The 19,474-nt window shown below is 71.7% G+C and carries 20 protein-coding genes; 13 read left to right on the top strand and 7 right to left on the bottom strand.

What is annotated here, in order from left to right; genetic code table 11:
- Positions 1-1,619, bottom strand: a 1,619-nt coding sequence (locus tag BU52_RS36890) for a tetratricopeptide repeat protein (protein WP_268747630.1), incomplete at its 3' end; no start/stop codon positions are given.
- A 376-nt stretch (positions 1,620-1,995) separates the two neighbouring features.
- Positions 1,996-2,430, bottom strand: a complete 435-nt coding sequence (locus BU52_RS29600) for a hypothetical protein (RefSeq protein WP_327151282.1) — start codon at positions 2,428-2,430, stop codon at positions 1,996-1,998.
- A 519-nt stretch (positions 2,431-2,949) separates the two neighbouring features.
- Here BU52_RS29600 and BU52_RS29605 point away from each other — a divergent pair.
- The 8 genes from BU52_RS29605 (at position 2,950) to BU52_RS29640 (ending at position 10,611) form a co-directional block, all read left to right on the top strand.
- On the top strand, positions 2,950-3,837 hold the full coding sequence (locus BU52_RS29605; RefSeq protein WP_037940263.1) for an ATP-binding cassette domain-containing protein: 888 nt from the start codon (positions 2,950-2,952) through the stop codon (positions 3,835-3,837).
- Complete coding sequence (locus BU52_RS29610) at positions 3,834-4,493, top strand: hypothetical protein (RefSeq protein WP_037940265.1); 660 nt, start codon at positions 3,834-3,836, stop codon at positions 4,491-4,493. Before BU52_RS29605 ends, BU52_RS29610 begins: the two co-directional genes overlap by 4 nt.
- 456 nt (positions 4,494-4,949) lie before the next feature.
- The gene (locus BU52_RS29615; protein WP_037940267.1) at positions 4,950-5,405 is read left to right on the top strand and encodes a VOC family protein; all 456 of its coding nucleotides are present in this window, start codon (positions 4,950-4,952) and stop codon (positions 5,403-5,405) included.
- A gap of 576 nt (positions 5,406-5,981) precedes the next feature.
- Complete coding sequence (locus BU52_RS29620; protein WP_037940268.1) at positions 5,982-7,865, top strand: ATP-binding protein; 1,884 nt, start codon at positions 5,982-5,984, stop codon at positions 7,863-7,865.
- A 116-nt stretch (positions 7,866-7,981) separates the two neighbouring features.
- On the top strand, positions 7,982-8,401 hold the full coding sequence (locus tag BU52_RS29625; protein WP_200881338.1) for a roadblock/LC7 domain-containing protein: 420 nt from the start codon (positions 7,982-7,984) through the stop codon (positions 8,399-8,401).
- Positions 8,398-8,754, top strand: a complete 357-nt coding sequence (locus tag BU52_RS29630; RefSeq protein ID WP_037940274.1) for a DUF742 domain-containing protein — start codon at positions 8,398-8,400, stop codon at positions 8,752-8,754. The genes BU52_RS29625 and BU52_RS29630 overlap by 4 nt, the downstream gene beginning before the upstream one ends.
- Positions 8,735-9,352 (top strand): GTP-binding protein, encoded by a 618-nt coding sequence (locus tag BU52_RS29635; protein ID WP_037940278.1) that lies wholly within the window; start codon positions 8,735-8,737, stop codon positions 9,350-9,352. The genes BU52_RS29630 and BU52_RS29635 overlap by 20 nt, the downstream gene beginning before the upstream one ends.
- Complete coding sequence (locus BU52_RS29640; RefSeq protein ID WP_037940281.1) at positions 9,349-10,611, top strand: cytochrome P450; 1,263 nt, start codon at positions 9,349-9,351, stop codon at positions 10,609-10,611. Before BU52_RS29635 ends, BU52_RS29640 begins: the two co-directional genes overlap by 4 nt.
- A gap of 87 nt (positions 10,612-10,698) precedes the next feature.
- On the opposite strand, the gene BU52_RS29645 is transcribed toward BU52_RS29640, so the two are convergent.
- Positions 10,699-11,925, bottom strand: a complete 1,227-nt coding sequence (locus BU52_RS29645; protein WP_037940283.1) for a cytochrome P450 — start codon at positions 11,923-11,925, stop codon at positions 10,699-10,701.
- Between the two features lie 538 nt (positions 11,926-12,463).
- On the opposite strand from BU52_RS29645, the gene BU52_RS29650 reads away from it, so the two are divergent.
- The 3 genes from BU52_RS29650 to BU52_RS29660 all read left to right on the top strand — a co-directional run bounded on the left by BU52_RS29650 (position 12,464) and on the right by BU52_RS29660 (position 13,976).
- Positions 12,464-12,712, top strand: coding sequence for a type II toxin-antitoxin system Phd/YefM family antitoxin (locus BU52_RS29650; protein ID WP_037940318.1), 249 nt, complete (start codon positions 12,464-12,466; stop codon positions 12,710-12,712).
- Positions 12,709-13,137 (top strand): PIN domain-containing protein, encoded by a 429-nt coding sequence (locus BU52_RS29655; RefSeq protein ID WP_037940286.1) that lies wholly within the window; start codon positions 12,709-12,711, stop codon positions 13,135-13,137. The genes BU52_RS29650 and BU52_RS29655 overlap by 4 nt, the downstream gene beginning before the upstream one ends.
- A 107-nt stretch (positions 13,138-13,244) precedes the next feature.
- Positions 13,245-13,976, top strand: a complete 732-nt coding sequence (locus tag BU52_RS29660) for a DUF7873 family protein (RefSeq protein WP_037940288.1) — start codon at positions 13,245-13,247, stop codon at positions 13,974-13,976.
- A 402-nt stretch (positions 13,977-14,378) separates the two neighbouring features.
- Here the strand turns inward: BU52_RS29660 and BU52_RS29665 are convergent, their stop codons facing one another.
- Positions 14,379-14,630 carry a hypothetical protein gene (locus BU52_RS29665; RefSeq protein WP_037940291.1) on the bottom strand — a complete coding sequence of 84 codons (252 nt, stop codon included), beginning with the start codon at positions 14,628-14,630 and terminating at the stop codon, positions 14,379-14,381.
- Between the two features lie 395 nt (positions 14,631-15,025).
- On the opposite strand from BU52_RS29665, the gene BU52_RS29670 reads away from it, so the two are divergent.
- Positions 15,026-15,244 (top strand): MbtH family protein, encoded by a 219-nt coding sequence (locus BU52_RS29670; protein ID WP_037940294.1) that lies wholly within the window; start codon positions 15,026-15,028, stop codon positions 15,242-15,244.
- A gap of 22 nt (positions 15,245-15,266) precedes the next feature.
- The gene (locus BU52_RS29675; RefSeq protein ID WP_051858704.1) at positions 15,267-16,043 is read left to right on the top strand and encodes a thioesterase II family protein; all 777 of its coding nucleotides are present in this window, start codon (positions 15,267-15,269) and stop codon (positions 16,041-16,043) included.
- 90 nt (positions 16,044-16,133) lie between these two features.
- Here the strand turns inward: BU52_RS29675 and BU52_RS29680 are convergent, their stop codons facing one another.
- The 3 genes from BU52_RS29680 to BU52_RS29690 form a co-directional block, all read right to left on the bottom strand.
- Positions 16,134-16,988 carry a hypothetical protein gene (locus BU52_RS29680; protein ID WP_200881340.1) on the bottom strand — a complete coding sequence of 285 codons (855 nt, stop codon included), beginning with the start codon at positions 16,986-16,988 and terminating at the stop codon, positions 16,134-16,136.
- A gap of 172 nt (positions 16,989-17,160) precedes the next feature.
- Entirely contained in the window at positions 17,161-18,168 is a 1,008-nt protein-coding gene (locus BU52_RS32920) for a beta-ketoacyl synthase N-terminal-like domain-containing protein (protein ID WP_051858696.1), read from the bottom strand.
- Positions 18,165-19,346 carry a beta-ketoacyl-[acyl-carrier-protein] synthase family protein gene (locus BU52_RS29690; RefSeq protein WP_051858697.1) on the bottom strand — a complete coding sequence of 394 codons (1,182 nt, stop codon included), beginning with the start codon at positions 19,344-19,346 and terminating at the stop codon, positions 18,165-18,167. Before BU52_RS29690 ends, BU52_RS32920 begins: the two co-directional genes overlap by 4 nt.
- Between the last annotated feature and the right edge of the window lie 128 nt (positions 19,347-19,474).

Raw genomic sequence — 19,474 nt, forward strand, 5'->3', positions numbered from 1 at the left:
AACGCCTGCGCTGCCCCGGTTGCATCACCCGCCCGTCCCCGCATGATGGCGAGATTGTTCCGTGTGATGAGGGTGTCGGGGTGGTCGGGACCCAGTACTCGGGCCCGGTCGGCCAGCAGGTCGGCGTACGCCTGGGCTGCCCCGGCTGCATCCCCCGTCTGCCCCCGCATGGTGGCTAGGTTGCCTCGGGTGGTGAGGATGTCGGGGTGGTCGGGACCCAGCACCCGCGCCCAGTCGGCCAGCAGGTCGGTGAATGCCTGGGCTGCTCCGGCTGCATCCCCCGCCCGCCCCTGCCAGAGGGCGAGGTTGCCTCGGGTGGTGAGGGTGTCGGGGTGGTCGGGGCCGAGGTGGCTGCGAGCGGTGGCGGCAAGGCGATCAAAGTGCTCGATAGCGGCGGTGATCTGACCGGATTCACCGAGGCTGCGGCCGAGGCGGTACAGCACCGCGTGCGTGTCCGGTCGGTACAGGGCGTTGTCGGCGTGGCGGGTGAGAGCATCGGTATTGGTACGCAGGGCCTGGGCGAGGTCGGTGTCGCGTTCGGGGTCAGGCCAGGCGGCGATCAGGGCGTCGGCGGCGGTGCGTGCGGCCTGGTCGTTCTGGTGGGGGGTGCGGTTTTCACGGGTGGCGCGCTGGATGAGCTGGTGGACGCGGACGGCCTGATGGGGGGTGTCCGGTTGATGGTCGATGAGGCTGAGCCGGTCCAGGGCGCGTAGGGCTCGTACCGCGTCCGAGGGGGAGACGGGGCCTGGTTTTGGGGTGGGGCCGGTTGTGGTCCGGTGTGTGGCGAGGTGGGCGCAGGCCGGCTCACTGGTCAGGACGGTCTGGGGGATTCCGTTGGCGTCGAGCATGGCGGCCAAGTGGAGCATGGGACGGGCCAAATTGGCGGGGCGCAGGGTGTCGGCGCGGTCGATCGAAAGGGACCAAACGGCGGCGAGGGCGGTGGCCTGATCGTCGGGCAGGGCGTCGGGGGTGAGATCGGTGAGTGTCGTGGCGCGGTCGGCCAGCAGACCGCGATAGGTGGCCACGCTCTCGCAGGAGTCGATGAGATAAGCGGCGGCCTGGGCCAGGGCCAGGGGCAGGTGCCCGAGGTCGGAGGCGAGGTTGGTGAGCTGGTCGGCTGGCTCGGTGCGGCCGTGGGCGTTCAGGGCCGCGGTGAGGTAGGCGGCCGATTCGGCAGGGGTGAACAGGCCGACCTCGATCCGTCGGCGGCCGTCTCCGAACAGGGCGGCGTCGCGGCGGCGGGTGGTGAGCAGGACCCGGCCGTGCGGGCTGGCGGGCGGCCAAAGGCTGTACCGGTTGCCGGGGTCGTCGGGGTGGACGATGAGGTCGTTGGGGTCGGCAATGTCGTCCAGAACGATCAGCCATCGACACGACCGTTGCCCGGGTTTGGGAGCCAGCCAGGCCAGGAACTGCTTCGCGGCGAGGTCGGGATCGTCGGGGTCGGCCCGGCACAGTTCGACGCCGGCCTGCGCGTATCCGCTCACCACGGGGGACTGAGCGCTCGCGGTGACCCAGACCAGCACGTCCAGACAGCCGTCATCCCAGGCGGCGCGGGCGTAGTCGGCGGCAAGCTGGGTCTTGCCGACTCCTCCCATCCCGGTCAGTACCTGGGACAGCACGGCGGTGCCCCCGCTCTCGACCGCCGCCCGCAGCCTGTCTGCCTCGGCGCGGTGCTGGAATGACCGAGCAGGGGACGGAATCACACCCACCCGGTGCGGCCAGGAAGCCGGTTCCCGCGGCGCGCGCTGCACAGTCAGCGTATGAACGTAGCCGCTGATGGCGGTTCCGCCGTGGGTGGCCACAGCGTCTCCGGTGCGAGACAGGTGTACCGAGGTGGGGGACTCAGGGTCGCTCCCCGGGGCCGGGCCGCGATAGCCGGTCACGGCCGTCTCGTCGGCGGCGGCCTCGGCGCAGCCGGTGTCCGCCACGGTCATTGACGGCTCGGGCTCTTCGCCTCGTGCCGTGCGCGATGATGCTCTCGCCATGGGTGCGGGCCTAATTCGAGTAGTCGATGCCGGAGACGGAGTTTTCGCCGTTGGCCTCCCCTGTGCGCTCGGCGGTGGCCGCGCCACGCCCCCGACCGCCTGGCCGCCTGATGCCGGTGACGCCGCCGTCACGGGCTACCCCGGTCCGGCTGGCCCTATCTATGGGACCGGCTGAGGACGGGTGCTGGAACAGGGTCCAGACCAGAGCCGCGATGCCGACGGCGGCCTGGATGGAGGCACCCGCCAGCTCTCCGGCACCAGGGCTGTTCAGCAGCCAGATCAACGGCGTGGAGACGATGCCTACCGCCGCCAGCACGATGACCGTGATCTTCCATCCCTGCGACACAGCGACTCCCCCTCGCCCCGATACGTCCGCCGCCAGATGCTGACGGATCGTCATTTTATGGTTATGCCGTGTGCTTTTCTCCTGGACCAGGAAACGCACTTCCTCAGCATCGTGGTTCCCGGCGCGACCGTCGCCCCAGATGGCGCCGAGAGTGACCCCGCCGCGCGGCACCGTCCTATCGGCGTGCGCGAACGCATGCCCAGAGCGCACCGACGGCGGCGACGGCGAGGGCCTGAAGAGCGCCGATGGCATCCCCACTTGCGCCTGCCTTCTCGCCGGCAACCAGCACGCCTGTGGTGATCAGGACGTACGGAAGGACGAAGAGGATGGTGCGACATCCCCCGCGGCCAGGGCATGCGTAGATGGCAGGCGCCGCCAGCAGCCAACTGCGTTGCCGACGGCACGCACGTGGTTTTGTGCGTCGGCCCGAGGGGACTGTGCCACGCCCTAGCGATGAAGATCCAAGCGAGCAGATCGAGGAGGGGCTGGACCGACTCGCCGCGTTCTTCGCGGAGATGGGACGTGTTCCGGCCCAGGACACGCACTTTGTGCAGAGCGGAAGGCGGGCACCGTAATCTACATCCAGCTCAGCTCGGCGTACCGGACGGAGGAATTCCCTTGTTACGTCTTCACGCAGTGAGCAAGCGCTATGGCCGTGGCGACTGGATCCTGCGAGAGGTCGACGTGGAGGCCCCGGCGGGAGAAGTCGTGGCATTCACAGGTGGGAACGGTTCGGGTAAGTCGACGCTGTTGCGGATCGCGGTGGGCCTGTCCCGGCCGACCCGTGGCCGGGTGACCGAGCGGCCACCGGTCGTGGGTTATGTGCCCGACCGCTTCTCCCCCAACGAACGCATGTCGGCGGTGGCCTACTTGACGCATGTGGGACGTGTGCGTGGGCTGGCCACCTCGGTCGCCTCGTCGCGGGCGCACCGGCTGCTGGACAGGCTGGCGCTGGTGGGCGGCAAGCAGGCCCCGCTGCGGAGCCTGTCCAAGGGCAACGCCCAGAAGGTCGCGGTGGCCCAGGCCCTGCTGGTGGAGCCGGGGTTGCTCGTTCTCGACGAGCCCTGGTCGGGGCTGGACGCCGACGCCCACGGTGTCCTGGCCGAGATCATGACCGAGGTCGCCGGCGCCGGAGGGACGGTGGTCTTCACCGATCACCGCGAATCGGTGACGCGGGCCCGTGCCACCCGGACCTACAGCGTCAGCAAGGGCCGAGTCTCGCTCTGCGCGCCGGAGCCCCGGTCCAACGGGCACCGGCCCCCCTCCGACGTTGTCCTGACCGGGTACCCGGGCGACCACGTGCCCCAGGACCTCGTCTGGGAGGAGCTGGACGGCGTGCTGGCGGTGAGTCGAACGGCCTCAGGCGTCCGGATGAGAGTGGCCCGCGAGGCCACCGACGTCTTGCTGTTCACCGCGCTGCAGCACGGCTGGTCCGTCGAACGGGTGGAAGGGACGGCAGCGGACGTCTTCGCGTGGGACACCGCCAGGAACGGAGGCATTCAGTGATCGCCCTCATCCGCTACACGTTCGCCACCGTGCTGCACACCCAGCGCTATGTCGCCCCGTTGCTCCTGTTCATGGGCCTCCTGGGCGTGCTGACCGTGAACGGTAGCGGTCCCCTGCCCCCTGCCTACGCGTCCTCCGCCGGTGCGCTGTTCGTCTGCTCGACATGGTTGACGGTCGCGCTGATGAGCCTCGACGAGCCGACGCAGCGGGCGATCGTCGTCGTCGCGTCCGGCGGCCGGTCGCTCAAGGTGCTCATCGCGGCGATCGGCACGGCTCTGCTGAGTTGTCTGGTACTGATGGTCTTCGGCTTGCTCTTCCCGTTGTGGATGGGGCGCCACACCGTCACCGTGGACGATCTGCTGCTGGGCGTCGAGGCCCAGCTCACCTGCGCATTCGTGGGCATCGCCATCGGCGTGTTGTGCTCGCGGCCGGTCTTCGGACGGCAGGGACACGCGGTGGTGTCCGCCGTCGCCCTGATGATGGGAGCCCTCTTCGCCAAGGGCATGCCCCCGGTCAATCGGCTCTTCACCCTGATGTCGACGACCCCCCACGCGGAGCAGCTGCTGGCTCCCACGGGAGGCATGCTGGCTGTCGCGACCGTCATCCTGATCGCGTTCACGGCCGTCACCCAGTTCGTCGCCGCTCGGAGAGAGTGACGAGCTGCCAGTTGTCCCGACGGCTGCGTGTTCGGCGTGGATCGATGTCCTGGCCTACACCGAACCCTGGATCAGGAATCACCTGAGTACGGCGCGCGCGGCCCGGCCGCGGCGAGATGCCACGGTCCGCCCTGGAAGGCGGCGCGAGATGGGTGTCGGCGGGGTGGGCCTGCTCGGCATCCAGGTGCTCACAGGTCAGCTCGGCCGGCGGCGGAGGCGCGGCTGCCGTCCCTCTGCCAGATCCTCCAGCGCCATGCGATACGCCGCCCTTTCAGCAGCGTGGAGAGCCTTGCGGCCGGCCGAGGTCCCTGTCGTTCCGCTGTTGCCGAAGCCTTCCAGGGCCCTGGGACCGCCTGCCGCTGCCGCCGGTCGCGTGGTGTCGGCCAGTGATCAAGTGCGAGGCGCCTTCGGCCTCGTGGCGTCCCGACTGTCAGACCCGTCTGGGAGGCTCCGGGCATGGAGATGACGGTACAGCTGACGATCGACTGCTCCGAACCGCAGAGGATGGTGGCGTTCTGGGCCCGGGCCCTGGGTTATGTGCCCGAGCCGGCGCCGGACGGGCACGCCACATGGCGCGCCTACTGGGAGGCGATGGGGGTGCCCGCCGAAGAGCTGCCGACCGGGGCCGGCGACATACCGGAATCGATCGTCGATCCGGCGGGGCGCGGACCGCGTGTGTGGTTCCAGCAGGTTCCGGAGCCGAAGACCGCCAAGAATCGCTGGCACTTCGACCTGAAGGTCGGTGGCGGCCGTGACGTCCCGCTGGACGTCCGCGCGCGGCGGGTCAGGGCCGCGGTGGACCAGCTGGTCGAGGCCGGTGCCACCGTGCTGAGGATCAAGGACGAGCCGGACATGGGGCTCTACGCCGCCGCCCTGCAGGACCCCGAAGGCAACGAGTTCGACGTCGTCTGAGGGCCCGGGCGCCCGGGCACAGGGCATGCCGGGACTGGCAGGACGGAGGTCGCGCGATGCCGTGTGCTCCGGGTGCCGTCGGGTGAGGGAACGAGAGGGGCGACTCGTCTGCCGCCCTCCGCGGGCCACTGTCACGGAACCTTCACGATCAGCGGTACTTCCCCACGTGTGACGTGCCGGCCGCCGTCGCGGTCTCCGCGTCAACAGGCCCTAAGACGCGCATAGTTGGCTGAAATTCGGTCACTCGTTTGAGGGTTTCGATCAGTAAATGCTGTGCTGAGATCAAGATGTGAGAGGACGTCACATCTGTCGGGCCGGGTGCTTGCGCTCCTCGTGCTGTCACGCCCCGCCGTCCCCGGATACCACAGGGGGACATACGTGCGATCGGTTCACGACGAAACCCTGAATGCCGACGGACTATGCCCTCGGCGGCGTTTTCGCGCACAGCGGCGTGACTAGCATGAGCCGTACGGGGTCGGAAGATCGCCCTCCCGTCGGCTGACCTCCCTTCCGGCCCGCGGCCGCTCTGTGCCGCCGCCCCGATTCCCCTGCTCTCACGGACCGAGGGACCGCTCCATGCCAGTGCCTGCTTCGCCCAGCCAGCACCAACCGGTGGGGGCGCCGCGCACCTCGTTCGCCGTGCCGTCGGCCGTGCTGGTGACGAGCGCCGCCGCCTCGGGCGCGGCGCTCGCCCTGGCACCGTCCGACGCCTTCACCTGGACCCTGGCCGTCGTGGCGGCCGCCTGGGTGTGCCTGGCCGTCGCCGTCGTCGTCGGCCACCGGCTCGTCCGCCGGGCCCGGAGAGCGGCCGCCGAGCAGGAGGCGGAGAAGAGCCGCCTCGCGGCGGAGGCCGCCCGGCGCTCGGCCGAGATCTCGCACCTGGCCGGTGTGACGCTGCCCGCCGTCGCCACCCGGCTGCGGGAAGGCGCGGGCGCCACCGAGGTGCTGGGCAGCGTGCCGCCGCCGTCGGACCCGCAGTTGCAGCGGCTCGCGCACGCCTTCGCCACCGCCGTCGAGGAGGACGTGCGCAGGGCCGCCGCCCTGGACGGCGAGTACCGCGCGACCCGGCACGAACTGGACCGGACCCTGGCGGAGCTGGAGCGGCTCGCGCGGGAGACGCTGCCCGCCGCGATCGCCCGGCTGCGCGACGGCCGGTCCGCCGGCACCGTCCTCGCCGAGGTCGAGCTGCCCCACCTGCCCGCGGTGCGCACCCCGGCCGAGTCGTTCGTCCGCGAACTCGCCCACAGCGAGCGGCGCGCCGCCGCGGCGCAGGCCGCCTCCGCCAAGGCGCTCAGCCGCGTCCAGGCCAAGGCCGTGCGGATGCTCGCCGACCTGCGGGACATGCAGGAGCGGCACGGCGAGGAGGTCTTCGGCGACCTGCTGAAGCTGGACCACAGCACCTCCCAGCTCGGCCTGATGACCGACCGGCTGGCCCTGCTCATGGGCGGCAGGTCCAGCCGCGCCTGGAACAAGCCGATCGTGATGGAGAGCATCCTGCGCGGCGCCGTCGGCCGCATCGCCGCCTACCAGCGGGTGCGCCTGCACTGCTCCACCCGCGCCGCGGTCTCCGGCTTCGCCGCGGAAGGCGTGATGCACCTGCTCGCCGAACTGATGGACAACGCCGCCAACTTCTCCCCGCCCATCGACGAGGTGCACGTCTACGTCGAGGACCGCAGCGCGGGCATCGTCGTCACCATCGAGGACAGCGGCCTGAAGATGGCGGACGCGGCGATGCGCCGCGCCGAGGAGGCCGTGGCCGGCCGCGTCACCGACCTCGCCGCGCTCCAGGGCACCCGGCTCGGTCTCGCCGTGGTGGGGCGGCTCGCGGTGAAGTACGGCATCAGCGTCAACTACCGTCCGTCCTCCCGCGGCGGCACCGGCGTCGTCGTCCTGCTGCCCCTGGACCTGCTCGCCCAGCAGCGCGACCCGGCCCCGCACGAGACGGCCCCCCGGCCCGCCGCGCCGGCCCCGTCGCGCGAGGTCACCGTCCGTCCCGGGGCCGCGGAGCTTCCCGCGGTCACGCGTCCGTCCGTCGCCCCGGAACTGCCCGCCGCCGCGCAACTCCATGCGGTCACGGACTGGTCGGCGAACACGGGCTGGTCTGCGGGCACGGACCGGTCTGCGGGCACGGACCGGTCTGCGGGCACGGACCGGTCTGCGGAAACCGGGACCCCTGCCGCACGTCCCGAGCTGCCCGAACAGGGGCGGCACCGGCGGCCCGGCGGCACCACGCCGAACGGTCTGCCGGTCCGCGCCCCCGGCCGCACCATGGCCGAGGCGGAGCGCGAACGCGAGCAACGGCTGCAGGCGTCCGGTCAGGCCGGCGACGTACCGGCCACGCGGCGCCCCGCACGCGACGCGGGCTCCCGCTTCGGCGCCTTCCACCGCGCACGGCAGTCCGGAAACGGCACCGCCGGACCGGGGGCGCGCCCTGGGGCCGAGCCGCCGACGGCTCCGTAGTCCCAGTCTTCCCGTACGGAGTCCGGGGCGACGGCGCCCCGTCCCGCCCTAGTTCGTGAGATAGGAGGAACGGGCCGGTGACCGGTCAGCCGGACACCACCGTCCCATCACCCACCATGCAGACCACCGACAACAGCCTCAGCTGGCTCCTGCACAACCTCCTGGAGCAGACCCCCGGCGCCCGGCACGCCCTCGTCCTGTCCCGTGACGGCCTCAAGCTCTGCTGGAGCGAGCACCTGACGCTCGACCGGGCCGACCAGCTCTCGGCGATCTGCTCCGGCATCCAGGCCCTCGCCCAGGGTGCCTCCATGGAGTTCGGCGACGGCACCGGCGGCGTCCGGCAGTCGATGACCGAGTTCCACGGCGGCCTGCTGTTCATCGTGGAGGCCGGCCAGGGGGCGCACCTCGCCGTCGTCGCCGGGGAGGACGCCGACCCCGGCGTGGTCGGCCACCAGATGACGGAACTGGTCGAGCAGATCGGCGAGCACCTGCGGGCCGAGCCCCGGGACCCGGCCGCCGTGAGCGGCAGGCCGTGATGCGCAAACCCGTCGACACGGGGGATCCCGACCGGCTCTACACCGTCACCGGGGGACGCAGCCGCGCCGACGACTCCTTCGACCTGGTCACCCTCGTCGTCAGCGAGTGCGCCCCGGTGCCGGGGATGCAGTCGGAGCACGCCCGGATCCTGGAGCTGTGCCGGCACCCCACCGCCGTCGTCGAGATCGCCGCGGAGCTCGGGCTGCCCGTCACGGTGGTGCGGATCCTGCTCGGCGACCTGCAGGACACGGGCCGCATCACCGCCCGCCATCCGCGCGCGGCGCCGTCCGTCGCCTCCATGCCCGATTCCGCTCTACTCCAAGAGGTGCTCCATGGGCTCCGCAACCTCTGAGCTGCCCTCCCACCGCACACCGCTGAACGACACCGCGGAGACCGGTCTGAAGATCGTCGTCGTCGGGGGGTTCGGGGTCGGCAAGACGACCCTGGTCCGCTCCGTGAGCGAGATACGGCCGCTCAACACCGAGGAGGTGATGACCCAGGCGGGCGTCGGCGTCGACGAGCCCGGCGCGGTGGCGACGAAGACCACCACGACGGTCGCGTTCGACTTCGGGCGGATCAGCCTCAACGAGCGCATGGTCCTGTACCTGTTCGGGGCGCCCGGGCAGGAGCGCTTCTGGTTCCTGTGGGACAGGCTGTTCTCCGGCACCCTGGGCGCCGTCGTCCTCGTGGACACCCGCCGGATGGACGACTCCTGGTACGCGATAGACAGGCTGGAACACCACCGCACACCCTTCGTGGTGGCCGTGAACCGGTTCGACGACGACACCGCCCGGTACTCCCTGGACGAGATCCGCCAGGCGCTCGCCCTGCCCGCGCACGTGCCGATGGTCGACTGCGACGCGCGGGTCAGGCAGTCCGGCAAGGACGTGCTGATCACCCTCGTCAACCACCTCCACGACATGGCCATCGCCCAGGAGGCGACACTGTGACCGACTCCGGCTACCCCTCCGCGCACCCGGCGCCCCCGGGCTGCCCCGCCCACACCGGCGCGGTACGCCTGGGCGGGCTCGAGTACCAGCAGACGCCGTCGCAGCTCTACCGGGCGCTGCGCCGGGAGCACGGCCCCCTCGCGCCGGTGCTGCTCGACGGCGACATCCCCGCCTGGCTGGTTCTCGGCTACTCCGAGGTCACGTACGTCACCAGCCACGACGAGCTGTTCGCGCGCGACTCGCGGCGCTGGAACCAGTGGGAGAACATCCCGCCCGACTGGCCGCTGCTGCCCTTCGTCGGGTACCAGCCGTCGGTGCTGTTCACCGAGGGCGAGGACCACCGGCGGCGGGCGGGAGTGATCACCGAGGCGCTCGAGGGCGTCGACCAGTTCGAGCTGTCCCACGACTGCCGGCTGATCGCCGACGACCTCATCGCCCGGTTCGCCGGCAGCGGCCGGGCGGAGCTGATGGAGGACTTCGCGCACGCCCTGCCCATGCGGGCCGTGGTGCAGATGTGCGGCATGCCGACCTCGGGCGAGGACACCCGCCGGCTCGTCGACGACCTGCGGATCTCGCTGGACGCCGGGGAGGGCGACGACCCGGTGGCGGCGTACGGGCGCGTGGGCGAGCGGCTGCGGCAGCTGGTGAAGGACAAGCGGGCCGCCCCCGGCCCGGACGTCACCTCGCGCATGCTGACCCACCCGGCGGGACTGACGGACGAGGAGATCGTCCAGGACCTGATCTCGGTGATCGCGGCGGCGCAGCAGCCGACCGCGAACTGGATCTGCAACACGCTGCGCCTGCTGCTGACGGACGAGCGGTTCGCCGTGAACGTGTCGGGCGGCAGGCTCAGCGTCGGCGAGGCGCTCAACGAGGTGCTGTGGCTGGACACGCCGACGCAGAACTTCATCGGACGGTGGGCCGTGCGGGACGTCCAGCTGGGCGGCCGGCAGATCAGGGCGGGCGACTGCCTGGTGCTGGGGCTGGCCGCGGCCAACACCGATCCGCAGATCTGGCCCGAAGGGCACGTGGGCGCGGAGAACGCCGCGCACCTGTCGTTCAGCAACGGTGAGCACCGCTGCCCCTACCCGGCGCCGCTGCTGGCGGACGTGATGGCGCGGACGGCCGTTGAGACGCTGCTGGAGCGGCTGCCCGACCTGGTCCTCGCGGCGGACCCGGCGGAGCTGAGCTGGCGTCCGTCGATCTGGATGCGGGGCCTGTCCGCGCTCCCGGTGCGGTTCACGCCGGTGATGCAGTAGCGGCGGGCTTCGGCCTTCGGCCGGTACGGAGTGGCCCGTACGGATCGCCGTACGGGCCGGACGTGCCGGTGCGGACCGCCGGCCGGGTCAGCCGGTCACGGGGGTGAAGCGCACCGGGAGGCGCTGTGGTCCGCGGGTGAACACGCCCTGCTCGGACGGTTCGAAGCCGTCGGCGAGACGCATGTCGGGCATGGCGTCGAGGAGCTGGCCGACGCCGGTCTCCACCTCCGCCTTGGCCAGCAGCGCGCCGACGCAGAAGTGCCGGCCGAGCGCGAAGGCGAGGTGGTCGGCGGCGGCCGAGAAGGCGGTCGTGGTGGTGAGGTCGTCGCGGAAGATGTCGAAGCGGTCGGGCTCGGCGTAGCGGCTCTCGTCGCGGTTGGCGGCGCCTATCAGACAGGTGACGGTGGCGCCCGCGGGTATCGTGCCGCCGCTGAGCTCCACCTCCGTCGCGGACTGCCGCATGATCATGTGCACGGGCGGGGTGAACCGCAGGGTCTCGGCGAAGGCACGGGGGATCAGCGAGCGGTCCGCGCGGACGGCGGCGAGCTGGTCGGGGTGGAGCAGCAGGTTCGCGAAGATCCCGGCGATGGCCTTGTCGGTGGTCTCGCCGCCGGCGGCGAGCAGCAGGCTGCAGAACGCCTTGACGTCCTCGTCGCTCATCCGCACCCCGTCCACCTCGGCGGCGCACAGCGCGGACAGCAGGTCGTCGCCCAGGTTCTCGCGGCGCTCCCGGATGATCGGCAGCATGTACTCGGCGAACTCCACCCGGGTGCGCTCGCCCGCCGCCGTCACCTCGGGGTCGCCCGACAGGTTCCCGAGGAAGGCGATGACGGCCGTGTACCAGCGGTGGAAGCGCGCGTGGTCGGCCTTGTCGAGGCCCAGCATGTCGGCGATGACGTTGACCGGGAAGCGTGTGGCGTAGTCGGCGACCAGGTCGGCGGAGCCGGTGTGGCGGAAGGCGTCGATGAGCTCGCGGGAGTTGCGCTCGATGACGGGCAGGAACTTCTGCTCCAGGTCGCTGCCTCGGAACGCGGGGGCGACCAGCGCCCGGCGCACGGCGTGCTCCCGCCCGCTGAGCTGGAGGATCGTCTTGCCGTGCACGGGCTCGATCTGCCAGGCGTAGTTGTCGGTGGTGAACTCGCCGGCCTTGTCCTTGAAGACGCGCTCGACGTCCTCGTACCGCGACACGATGTAGCTCTGCGTGGCCTCGTGCCAGATGAGGGGCGCGGCCTCCCGCATCACCCGGTAGGCGGGGTAGGGGTTCGCCGCGAACTCGGGCGAGAGGATGTCGGGCACCTGCTGGGCGGTGGACATGAGGCTCCCAGAAGTCGTCATTTCATGTACCGCACAAGGTTATTGATCAACTATCAGGTGCAACAGAGCTCCCCGGGGGCCGAGCGGCCGGGGAGCGCGCATCGGCCGAAAACCGCCCCTCGCGGGGCGTCGCTGAGAAGAGGCGTTGGCCGGTGCACACGGGAGCCCTGCCGTCCGATGGGACCGGCAGGGCTCCCGTGACCGTACGCGTGTCAGACGCTCCGCTCCGAGGTGACCGGCCCGACGAAGCTCGCCCACGCGTCACGCGACAACTTCCTGGGCCCCGGCTCACACCCGTTATGCCGCCGAACCGGCGGCCGAGCGTCCGAACGGTGCGGTGGTCGCCACCACCGCACCAGAAGTGTGGAACGGGCAGGCCGTACCGTACGCGTCATCGACCTCGGTCCCTGAAGGCCGGGAACCCGAACGAGCGTCGGGTCCCACTCCGCGGAAACGCGAGCCGCCGGCAGTGCTGGGGGTGGGACGGAGTGCCTGCTTCCTCGATGCCGGTCCGCGCCGCCGTAGTACCGTGTACTACATGGAGACGACCGCGCGTGACTTCAATCAGAACGCCTCGAGGATCCTCGCCGCGGCCGAGCGCGGCGAGCGGATCACGGTGACCAAGAACGGACGAGCGGTCGCCATACTGTCGCCGGTCACGGAGCAGCCCGTACCCGATCACCCCACGGACCCGATGGGTGACGACGACATCCCCGTGTTCCACAGTGGTTCCAGGATCGACTGGTCCGAGGGCCGCGGCTCGTACCTGGAGGGCTTCGGCGCGTGACCGTCCTCATTGCCGACACCTCGGGCCTGTTCTCGCTGTTCGACGCGGACGCTCCCGAGCACGCGGCCTGCCGCAAGGCGGTCGCGGCTGCCTCCTACCTGGTGGTGAGCCCGCTGGTCCTCGCCGAGCTCGACTACCTGCTGAGCTCGCGGATCGGGCCCGAGGCCGCGCACGCGGCGCTGGGCCACGTCCGGGACCGCGTCGCCGTGCGCCGGTACGCGGTCCCGGAGATCGAACCGCATCTGTCGACGGCGCTGGTCACCATGCGCAGGTATCCGCAGGTCGGCCTCACGGACACGATGAACGTGGTGATGGCGGCCGAGTACCACACGGACGCGATCCTCACCCTGGACCGCCGTCACTTCCGCATGGTCCGGCCCCTGACCGGGCACTCAGCGTTCCGCCTGTGGCCCGACGACCAGTGACTCCCCGGCGGCGGGCGGCAGCGGTTGACGTGCCGCGGCACATAAAGGAGCTGCGCCCGTTCGACCTGGCGGGTTAAGTTCCTGCCTGTTCGAAAGAGGGGGACGACATGGCGAAGCTGAATCAGATCATCGCTGTCGAGAAGGGTGTCAAGAGCAAGTCGCTCCAGGACATCAACGCCGCGCACGCCAAGGTGCAGAAGCCCGCGCTGCTGGCCGGGATCTCGCGGACGTACCAGCCGAAGGACGAGGAGGGCGAGCAGCTGCCGCCCGAGTCGACGCGGGTGCAGGTGCAGGGGGAGGACGTGCTGCGGGAGATGGCGGCCTCGCTGACGCGGCTGTTCGACGTGACCGCGACCAAGGACTGGGCGAACTGCGCGGCCCGGGCGGACGTCACGGTCGACGGGCGGACCGTCGTCGCCGACGTGCCGGTCAGCTATCTGCTCTTCCTCGAGAAGCAGCTCACCGATCTGCACACCTTCGTCAAGAAGCTGCCCACCCTCGACGCCGCCGAGTCCTGGTCGCACGACCCGTCCACGGACTGGTGGAAGACCGATCCGGTGCGGACGATCCGGACGAAGAAGGTCCCGCGCAACCACGTCAAGGCGGAGGCGACCGACAAGCACCCGGCGCAGGTCGAGGTGTACTACGAGGACGTGCCCATCGGGTACTGGACGACCGTGAAGTTCTCCGGGGCGCTCCCCGCGCGGCGGGTCAACGAGCTCGCCGAGCGGGTCGAGAAGCTCCAGCAGGCCGTGAAGTTCGCCCGTGAGGAGGCCAACGGCGCCGAGGTCACCGACCAGCGGGTCGGCGACGCGGTGTTCGGCTATCTGTTCGGCTGACGCCGACCGAAGATAGCCGTCATGATCGCCCCCGCGTGCGAGCGCGGGGGTGCGCTACGGGGTGCGGGCCGGATTGAGGACCGGTTCGTGCCAGGAGCGCAAGCTGATACTGAAGTTCAGCCTGAAAGCGCGGTTCGCCGGGACGGCGGCCGCGGTCAATCTCAGACTCTCGCTCCAGTCTCAGCATCGCCGCCGATCGCCGGACCGACCGGGGACGGACGACCGCCGTCGGATGCGAGTTCGACTCTCGCCTGCGCCTCTTGCCTGGCGCGGTAGTTCAAAGGAAGAACACGACGGCATGATGACTGATCCGTCCTCTTAAAAGCGCCGGCGTGCGCACATGGGTGGCATCCCCAGGGGCCCGGGAGCTGGATACGACTCCCGGGCTCCGCCACGTCGTGCTCAGGCAGCGACCAGGAGGACCGGGTAGAGCACACCCAGGGATCCCGTGGCGAGGCCGATGCCGCACTGGACCCTGTTGAGCCCCCGGCCCAGGCCGAGCAGCGCGAAGGTGACGGCCAGGCTGCCGAAGAGCAGGGAGAACGCCATGCCGAGGACGCCGGCGAACACGACGGTGACCGAAGCCGCCGTACCGAGGACGAGGGAGACGGGCCCGTAGAGGGTCGCGGGGCTGTCCGCGGATCCGGTGGCCATGGTGGCTCCTGGTTCGAGGTGGTCGGCTCGTCGACGTGCGGGTGACGGACCCCTGCGCCGCCATCATGACACGTCGGAGCGGTTAATTGAACACGTTCAAAAGATGTGGGGGCCGAGGGTCGGGGGAGGCCGGGTCCCGGTGCAGGTTCATGTAAGGGCGAGCGAGGGCCCGTTCGCGGTCGGTAGCGTTTCCGGTGCGGCGGTTCTTGTCCCCACGGGAGCGCGGCTGGCGGGGGACGGGCGGATGATCCTGCCGTCGGTGCGTGCGGTGCTCCTGCTCATCGACAGCATGCGTGACGCGCACGGCGCGCGGGCGGGTGCGGTCCTGGACCAGGAACGCAGCGCGTGACATCGCCGTACAGGGAACGAGTAGCGAACTGCTTGGAGAGTGGACGATGAGCACCAATCCCTTCGAGGACAACGACGCCCAGTACCGCGTGCTGGTCAACGACGAGGGCCAGCACTCGCTCTGGCCGGCGTTCGCCGAGGTGCCGGCGGGCTGGACGGTGGCGCACCCCGAGGACAGCCGGCAGGCCTGCCTCGACTACGTCAACGAGAACTGGACCGACATGCGTCCGCTCAGCCTGGTGCGCCAGATGGAAGGCGCCGAGTAGTCCGGTGAGGACGGCGACGATCGTGAATACGGCGGGCGGCGCCGCGGTGCAGCGGCCCCGGCCGCGGCCGCACGCCGAGCGGGTCCTGGTGTGCCTGAGCTACTGCGGCGGCGGCACCGCGCCGTTCCGGCAGTGGGCCGAGGCCCTGCCGGACGACGTGGAGCTGGCGCTGATCTGCTACCCGGGACGGGAGGCGCGCTTCGGTACCCCGTTCGCCCGGGTCTGGACGGAGCTGCGTGACGACGTGGTGCGGTCGGTGCGCGGCCTGACCGGGCGTCCCTACATCCTGTTCGGCCACAGCATGGGGTCCTGGGTGGCCTTCGAGACGGCGGCAGAACTCGAACGCCTCGGCGTCGCACCGCCCGAGGCGCTCGTGGTGTCGGGCGGGGTGGCCCCGCACAAGCGCCGGGAGACGCCCCGCGACGACGTGCCGCGGTCGGACGACAGCGCCGACGCCCTCGTGCGCTGGATGCGTGACCTCGGCCAGGTGTCCCCCGCGATCGCGGCCGAACCCGAGCTGCTCAACATCGCGGTGGACCTGCTCCGCGCGGACCTCGCGGTGACGGAATCCTACGAATTCGTCGAGGGTTCCCGGGTGTCGGTGCCGCTGCGGGTGCTGTACGGGACCGAGGACCTCGCGCCGTTCGCGGACGTGGAGCGTCACTGGCGGGGCCTGACGCGGGGGCCCTACCAGGCCGTGGAACTGCCCGGCGGGCACTTCTACACGCCGGAGGTGTGGTCCAGGCTGCCTCAGTGGTGCACCCTGCCCGTGCCCGGTGCGGCCGCCCCCACCCGCTGACCGGACGACTCGGCCCACGACTCGGCCCCGCGGCGCGATCACCGCGCCGCGGGGCCGAGTCGTGGGCCGCGTGCCTCGAAGCCGCGTGCCTCAGTCGCCGGCGCGCAGCGCGCGCTTGCGGTCGTGCAGCACGAGCAGCAGGGTCAGGCCCATCATCACGCCGAGGACCGCGCTGACGTCCCGGGCCAGCGCTCCGGCGATCGGCAGTTCGGGGGAGGGCTGCTGCATGTCGGTGAGGGTCAGCAGGTTGTAGACGCTGTAGGCGAACAGCATGCCCGAGGACACCCAGGCGGCGGCCATCGGCGGCAGGAAGCGGCGGGAACCGCGGTGGGCGGTCAGCACCAGGATGCCCCAGGCCCCGGCGAGCGCCCAGGCGGCCGTGCTCAGCGACAGCATGTGCCACCACAGGTCGCGGCGGTCCAGCTCGTCCGCGTCGAGCCCGAGGGTGCCGCCCGCGGCCCAGAAGACCTTGACACAGGCGAGCAGGACACAGCCGACGGCGACCAGCCTGGCCAGCGTCACCTGCAACTGCCGTGTGCCGCCGACCGGTTCGGCACACCGGAGCGGGCCCCTCAGGGCCTCCGGCCAGCGCGCCCTGGCGTAGCCGGCGAGGGCGACCGGAAGGCCCACCCCGACCCCGACCAGCGAGATCATCACCAGGATCTGCTCGTAGATCCAGAAGTCCGGTGAACCGGCGTCCTGGTCGCGGTTCATGGCGGCGGGGCCGAGCACGGGCGCCAGCAGCAGCATGGGCACGAGCAGACCGGTTCCGACCCACACGGGCAGCGCCACCAGCCACGCGGGCAGGCGCTCGCCCCAGGGCCGGGAGAACGCCATCGCCAGCACGATGCCGACGGCGGCGAGGAACGCGGTCGCCGCGTTGATCGCACGCCAGTCCGCGCCGCCCATTTCCTCGGTCGGAATGAAGAAACCGAAAGTCCACACGATTTTGATGAGCAGATACGGTGTCACCGCTATGGCTGCCCCCAGGCCGCCGATTCGGCGAAACCTGGTCAATCGATCGGTCGGCTGTTCTGCCCTCACTGTCATATCGGCACGTTATCCGGGGTCGGTGGGCAGGTCAAAAGGTCCCGGCGCATCCACGAGATTTCGCCACTCAGGTGAATTCGGGACCAACGACGTCGTCGATTCGGATTGCGGTGAGATGCCCGGATTCGGAAACGGAAATCAGCAGAGCGGGGCCGCCGCCGTCCGACCGGGCCAGGGCGACCAGTTCCAGCAGGCCCGACACCGCGCAGTGGCGCGCCGGACGCACCGTCGCGTCGGCGTCCCGCACCGTGCTCCCGCCGTCGGCCAGGGCCTCGGTCACGGCGTCGCGGACCGCCAGCGCGAGGTGGGTGGCGGCCGCCGGTGCGACCACCACCAGGCGTACGGCGTCGGCGGCCCCCGGGCGTTCGGTGGCGCCGGGCAGGGCGGCGATCCGGGCCGCGCTCGCGGCGAGCGCCGCGGGATCCGGAGCACCGGCGGGTCCCGGTGCCAGGAACCGGGACAGCGCGCCGGTGACCGCCGCGAGGGGGCGGCCGGCGCCTGCCGTGCCGGTGGCCCGCCCCCTCGCCGACAGCACGACGGCCGCCGCGGCGTCGTACTCGCCGCTCCCGCCGTGGTCCTCGGGGGCCTGGTCGGCCGCCGCGGCCACCACCGTGTCCGCCCGCCCCGTCCGCAGGGCCGTGAGCGCGAACTGCACGGCCTCAAGGCCCGCCGTCACCGGATTGGTGAGCGTGACCGAGAAGGCGCGGGCGCCGGCGGTGATGGCGAGCTGGCTGCCGGGCGTGTTCATCGAGAAACCCGGCACCTCCGCGGGGCTGATCCCGTGGACGCCCTCGGTGGTCAGCGTCGCGTTCATCCGGCGGTGGACACGGTCGATCGCGTACTGGGTGCCGGTCACCACGCCGAACCGCTCGGAGCCGGCACCGGTGAGCGGGGGGTCGTCGTGGCGCCGCCCGAGAGCTTCGTTGCCCGCCGCGAGGAGGTAGCGGGTGGCCGGGGTGAGGTACTTCCAGCCCCGTCGGCCGAGATGGGCGGCGGGGTCGAACCACGGGACGTCGCCCGTGCCCGGCAGCGGCTCCTCGGCGACGGTGCCGACGCCGGTGATCAGTACGGTCATGCGGCGGCCCGCCAGGTCAGGACGGCGTTGTTGCCGCCGAAGCCGGTGCCGCTCACCAGGACCGAGGGGCGCGGGAGCGGGACCGGCCCGTCGAGGGGGACCGCCAGCGGGCACTGAGGGTCCGGATCGGTGACGTGCGCGTTGGGCGGGACCAGGCCGTGGCGCAGGACGAGGGCCGCGATGACGCAGCCGAACACTCCGGCCGCGCCCGCCGTGTGTCCCATGACGGCCTTGGGCGCGTAGCCGAGCACGTCGCCGCCCGACCCGCCGGCGGCGGTGACCGCCTCGCCGATCGCGGCGGCCTCCACGGTGTCGTTGACCGCCACCCCGGCGCGGTGCAGCACGGCCGCGCCCGGGACCTCGTCGAGCCCGGCGAGGGCCCGGGCGGCCGAGCGGCGCAGCTGCTCGCCGGACGGCTCAGGTGCCATCGGGTGGTGGGCGTCGCAGCTCCAGCCGTGCCCGGCCAGCACGGCGTGCGCCGTCCTGCCGCGCCGCCGCGCGGACTCCTCGGACTCCAGCACCAGGGCGGCGGCGCCCTCACCGGTGACCATGCCGGCCCGGTGGGTGTCGAAGGGGCGGCAGCACTCGCCGTCCAGCAGCCCGAAGCGCTGCAGGGTGCCGACGGCGACGCGGGAGAAGGCGTCACCGCCGCAGGCGACGACGACGTCCGCCTGTCCCGTCCCGATCAGCTCGGCACCCCAGGCGACGGCGTAGGCACCCGCGGAGCAGGCGGTGGAGAGCGTCTGGCCGGGGCCGCCGACGCCGAACCGGGCGGCGAGCGAGGCGGTGACCCGGTGCGTGGCAAGGGACCGGCCGGGCTCCCCGGAGCGTTCGGCGAGATCGATGTCGCCCAGCGAGGTGCCCACGGCCAGCCCGGCGTCGGCCAGGTCCCGCCGCGTCAGTCCGGCCTCCGCGACGGCCTCGGCGACGGCGCTCGCCAGCAGCGCGCCGGTCCGTCCGGTGCCGGGAGCGCCGGTGTCCGGTGCCGCGTACAGGTGTGGGCGGGCCGGCAGGCCGCACAGGTCCGGCGCGGGCTCCGGCCGCCGGTCCGCGCGCAGCAGCCCCTCCCACAGCGCGCCGGTGCCGCTGCCGAAACAGCTCACCGCGCCCAGTCCCGTGACCACCACTGTCACCCGTGCACCCGCCTCGCTGTCCGCCTGGCCGTTTGTCCGTGCCATTCAGGATGCATTCACGCGCATTCCGGCACCGGCGTTCCTGCAAGTACCTGCAGGGGCCGACCGGTCGCCTCGTCACCCCTCGTGCGCTGACCTAGCATCCATCGGCGAAACGCATGACAGAAAAACGT

This window comes from Streptomyces toyocaensis, assembly GCF_000725125.1.
Lineage (GTDB): Bacteria > Actinomycetota > Actinomycetes > Streptomycetales > Streptomycetaceae > Streptomyces > Streptomyces toyocaensis.

Excerpts from the sequence above, each read along its gene's own strand:
- BU52_RS29615 (WP_037940267.1), top strand. The coding sequence starts at position 4,950 with ATGGAGATGACGGTACAGCTGACGATCGACTGCTCCGAACCGCAGAGG.
- BU52_RS29620 (WP_037940268.1), top strand. The coding sequence starts at position 5,982 with ATGCCAGTGCCTGCTTCGCCCAGCCAGCACCAACCGGTGGGGGCGCCG.
- BU52_RS29625 (WP_200881338.1), top strand. The coding sequence starts at position 7,982 with ATGCAGACCACCGACAACAGCCTCAGCTGGCTCCTGCACAACCTCCTG.
- BU52_RS29635 (WP_037940278.1), top strand. The coding sequence starts at position 8,735 with ATGGGCTCCGCAACCTCTGAGCTGCCCTCCCACCGCACACCGCTGAAC.
- BU52_RS29645 (WP_037940283.1), bottom strand. The coding sequence starts at position 11,925 with ATGTCCACCGCCCAGCAGGTGCCCGACATCCTCTCGCCCGAGTTCGCG.
- BU52_RS29650 (WP_037940318.1), top strand. The coding sequence starts at position 12,464 with ATGGAGACGACCGCGCGTGACTTCAATCAGAACGCCTCGAGGATCCTC.
- BU52_RS29660 (WP_037940288.1), top strand. The coding sequence starts at position 13,245 with ATGGCGAAGCTGAATCAGATCATCGCTGTCGAGAAGGGTGTCAAGAGC.
- BU52_RS29665 (WP_037940291.1), bottom strand. The coding sequence starts at position 14,630 with ATGGCCACCGGATCCGCGGACAGCCCCGCGACCCTCTACGGGCCCGTC.
- BU52_RS29670 (WP_037940294.1), top strand. The coding sequence starts at position 15,026 with ATGAGCACCAATCCCTTCGAGGACAACGACGCCCAGTACCGCGTGCTG.
- BU52_RS32920 (WP_051858696.1), bottom strand. The coding sequence starts at position 18,168 with ATGACCGTACTGATCACCGGCGTCGGCACCGTCGCCGAGGAGCCGCTG.
- BU52_RS29690 (WP_051858697.1), bottom strand. The coding sequence starts at position 19,346 with ATGGCACGGACAAACGGCCAGGCGGACAGCGAGGCGGGTGCACGGGTG.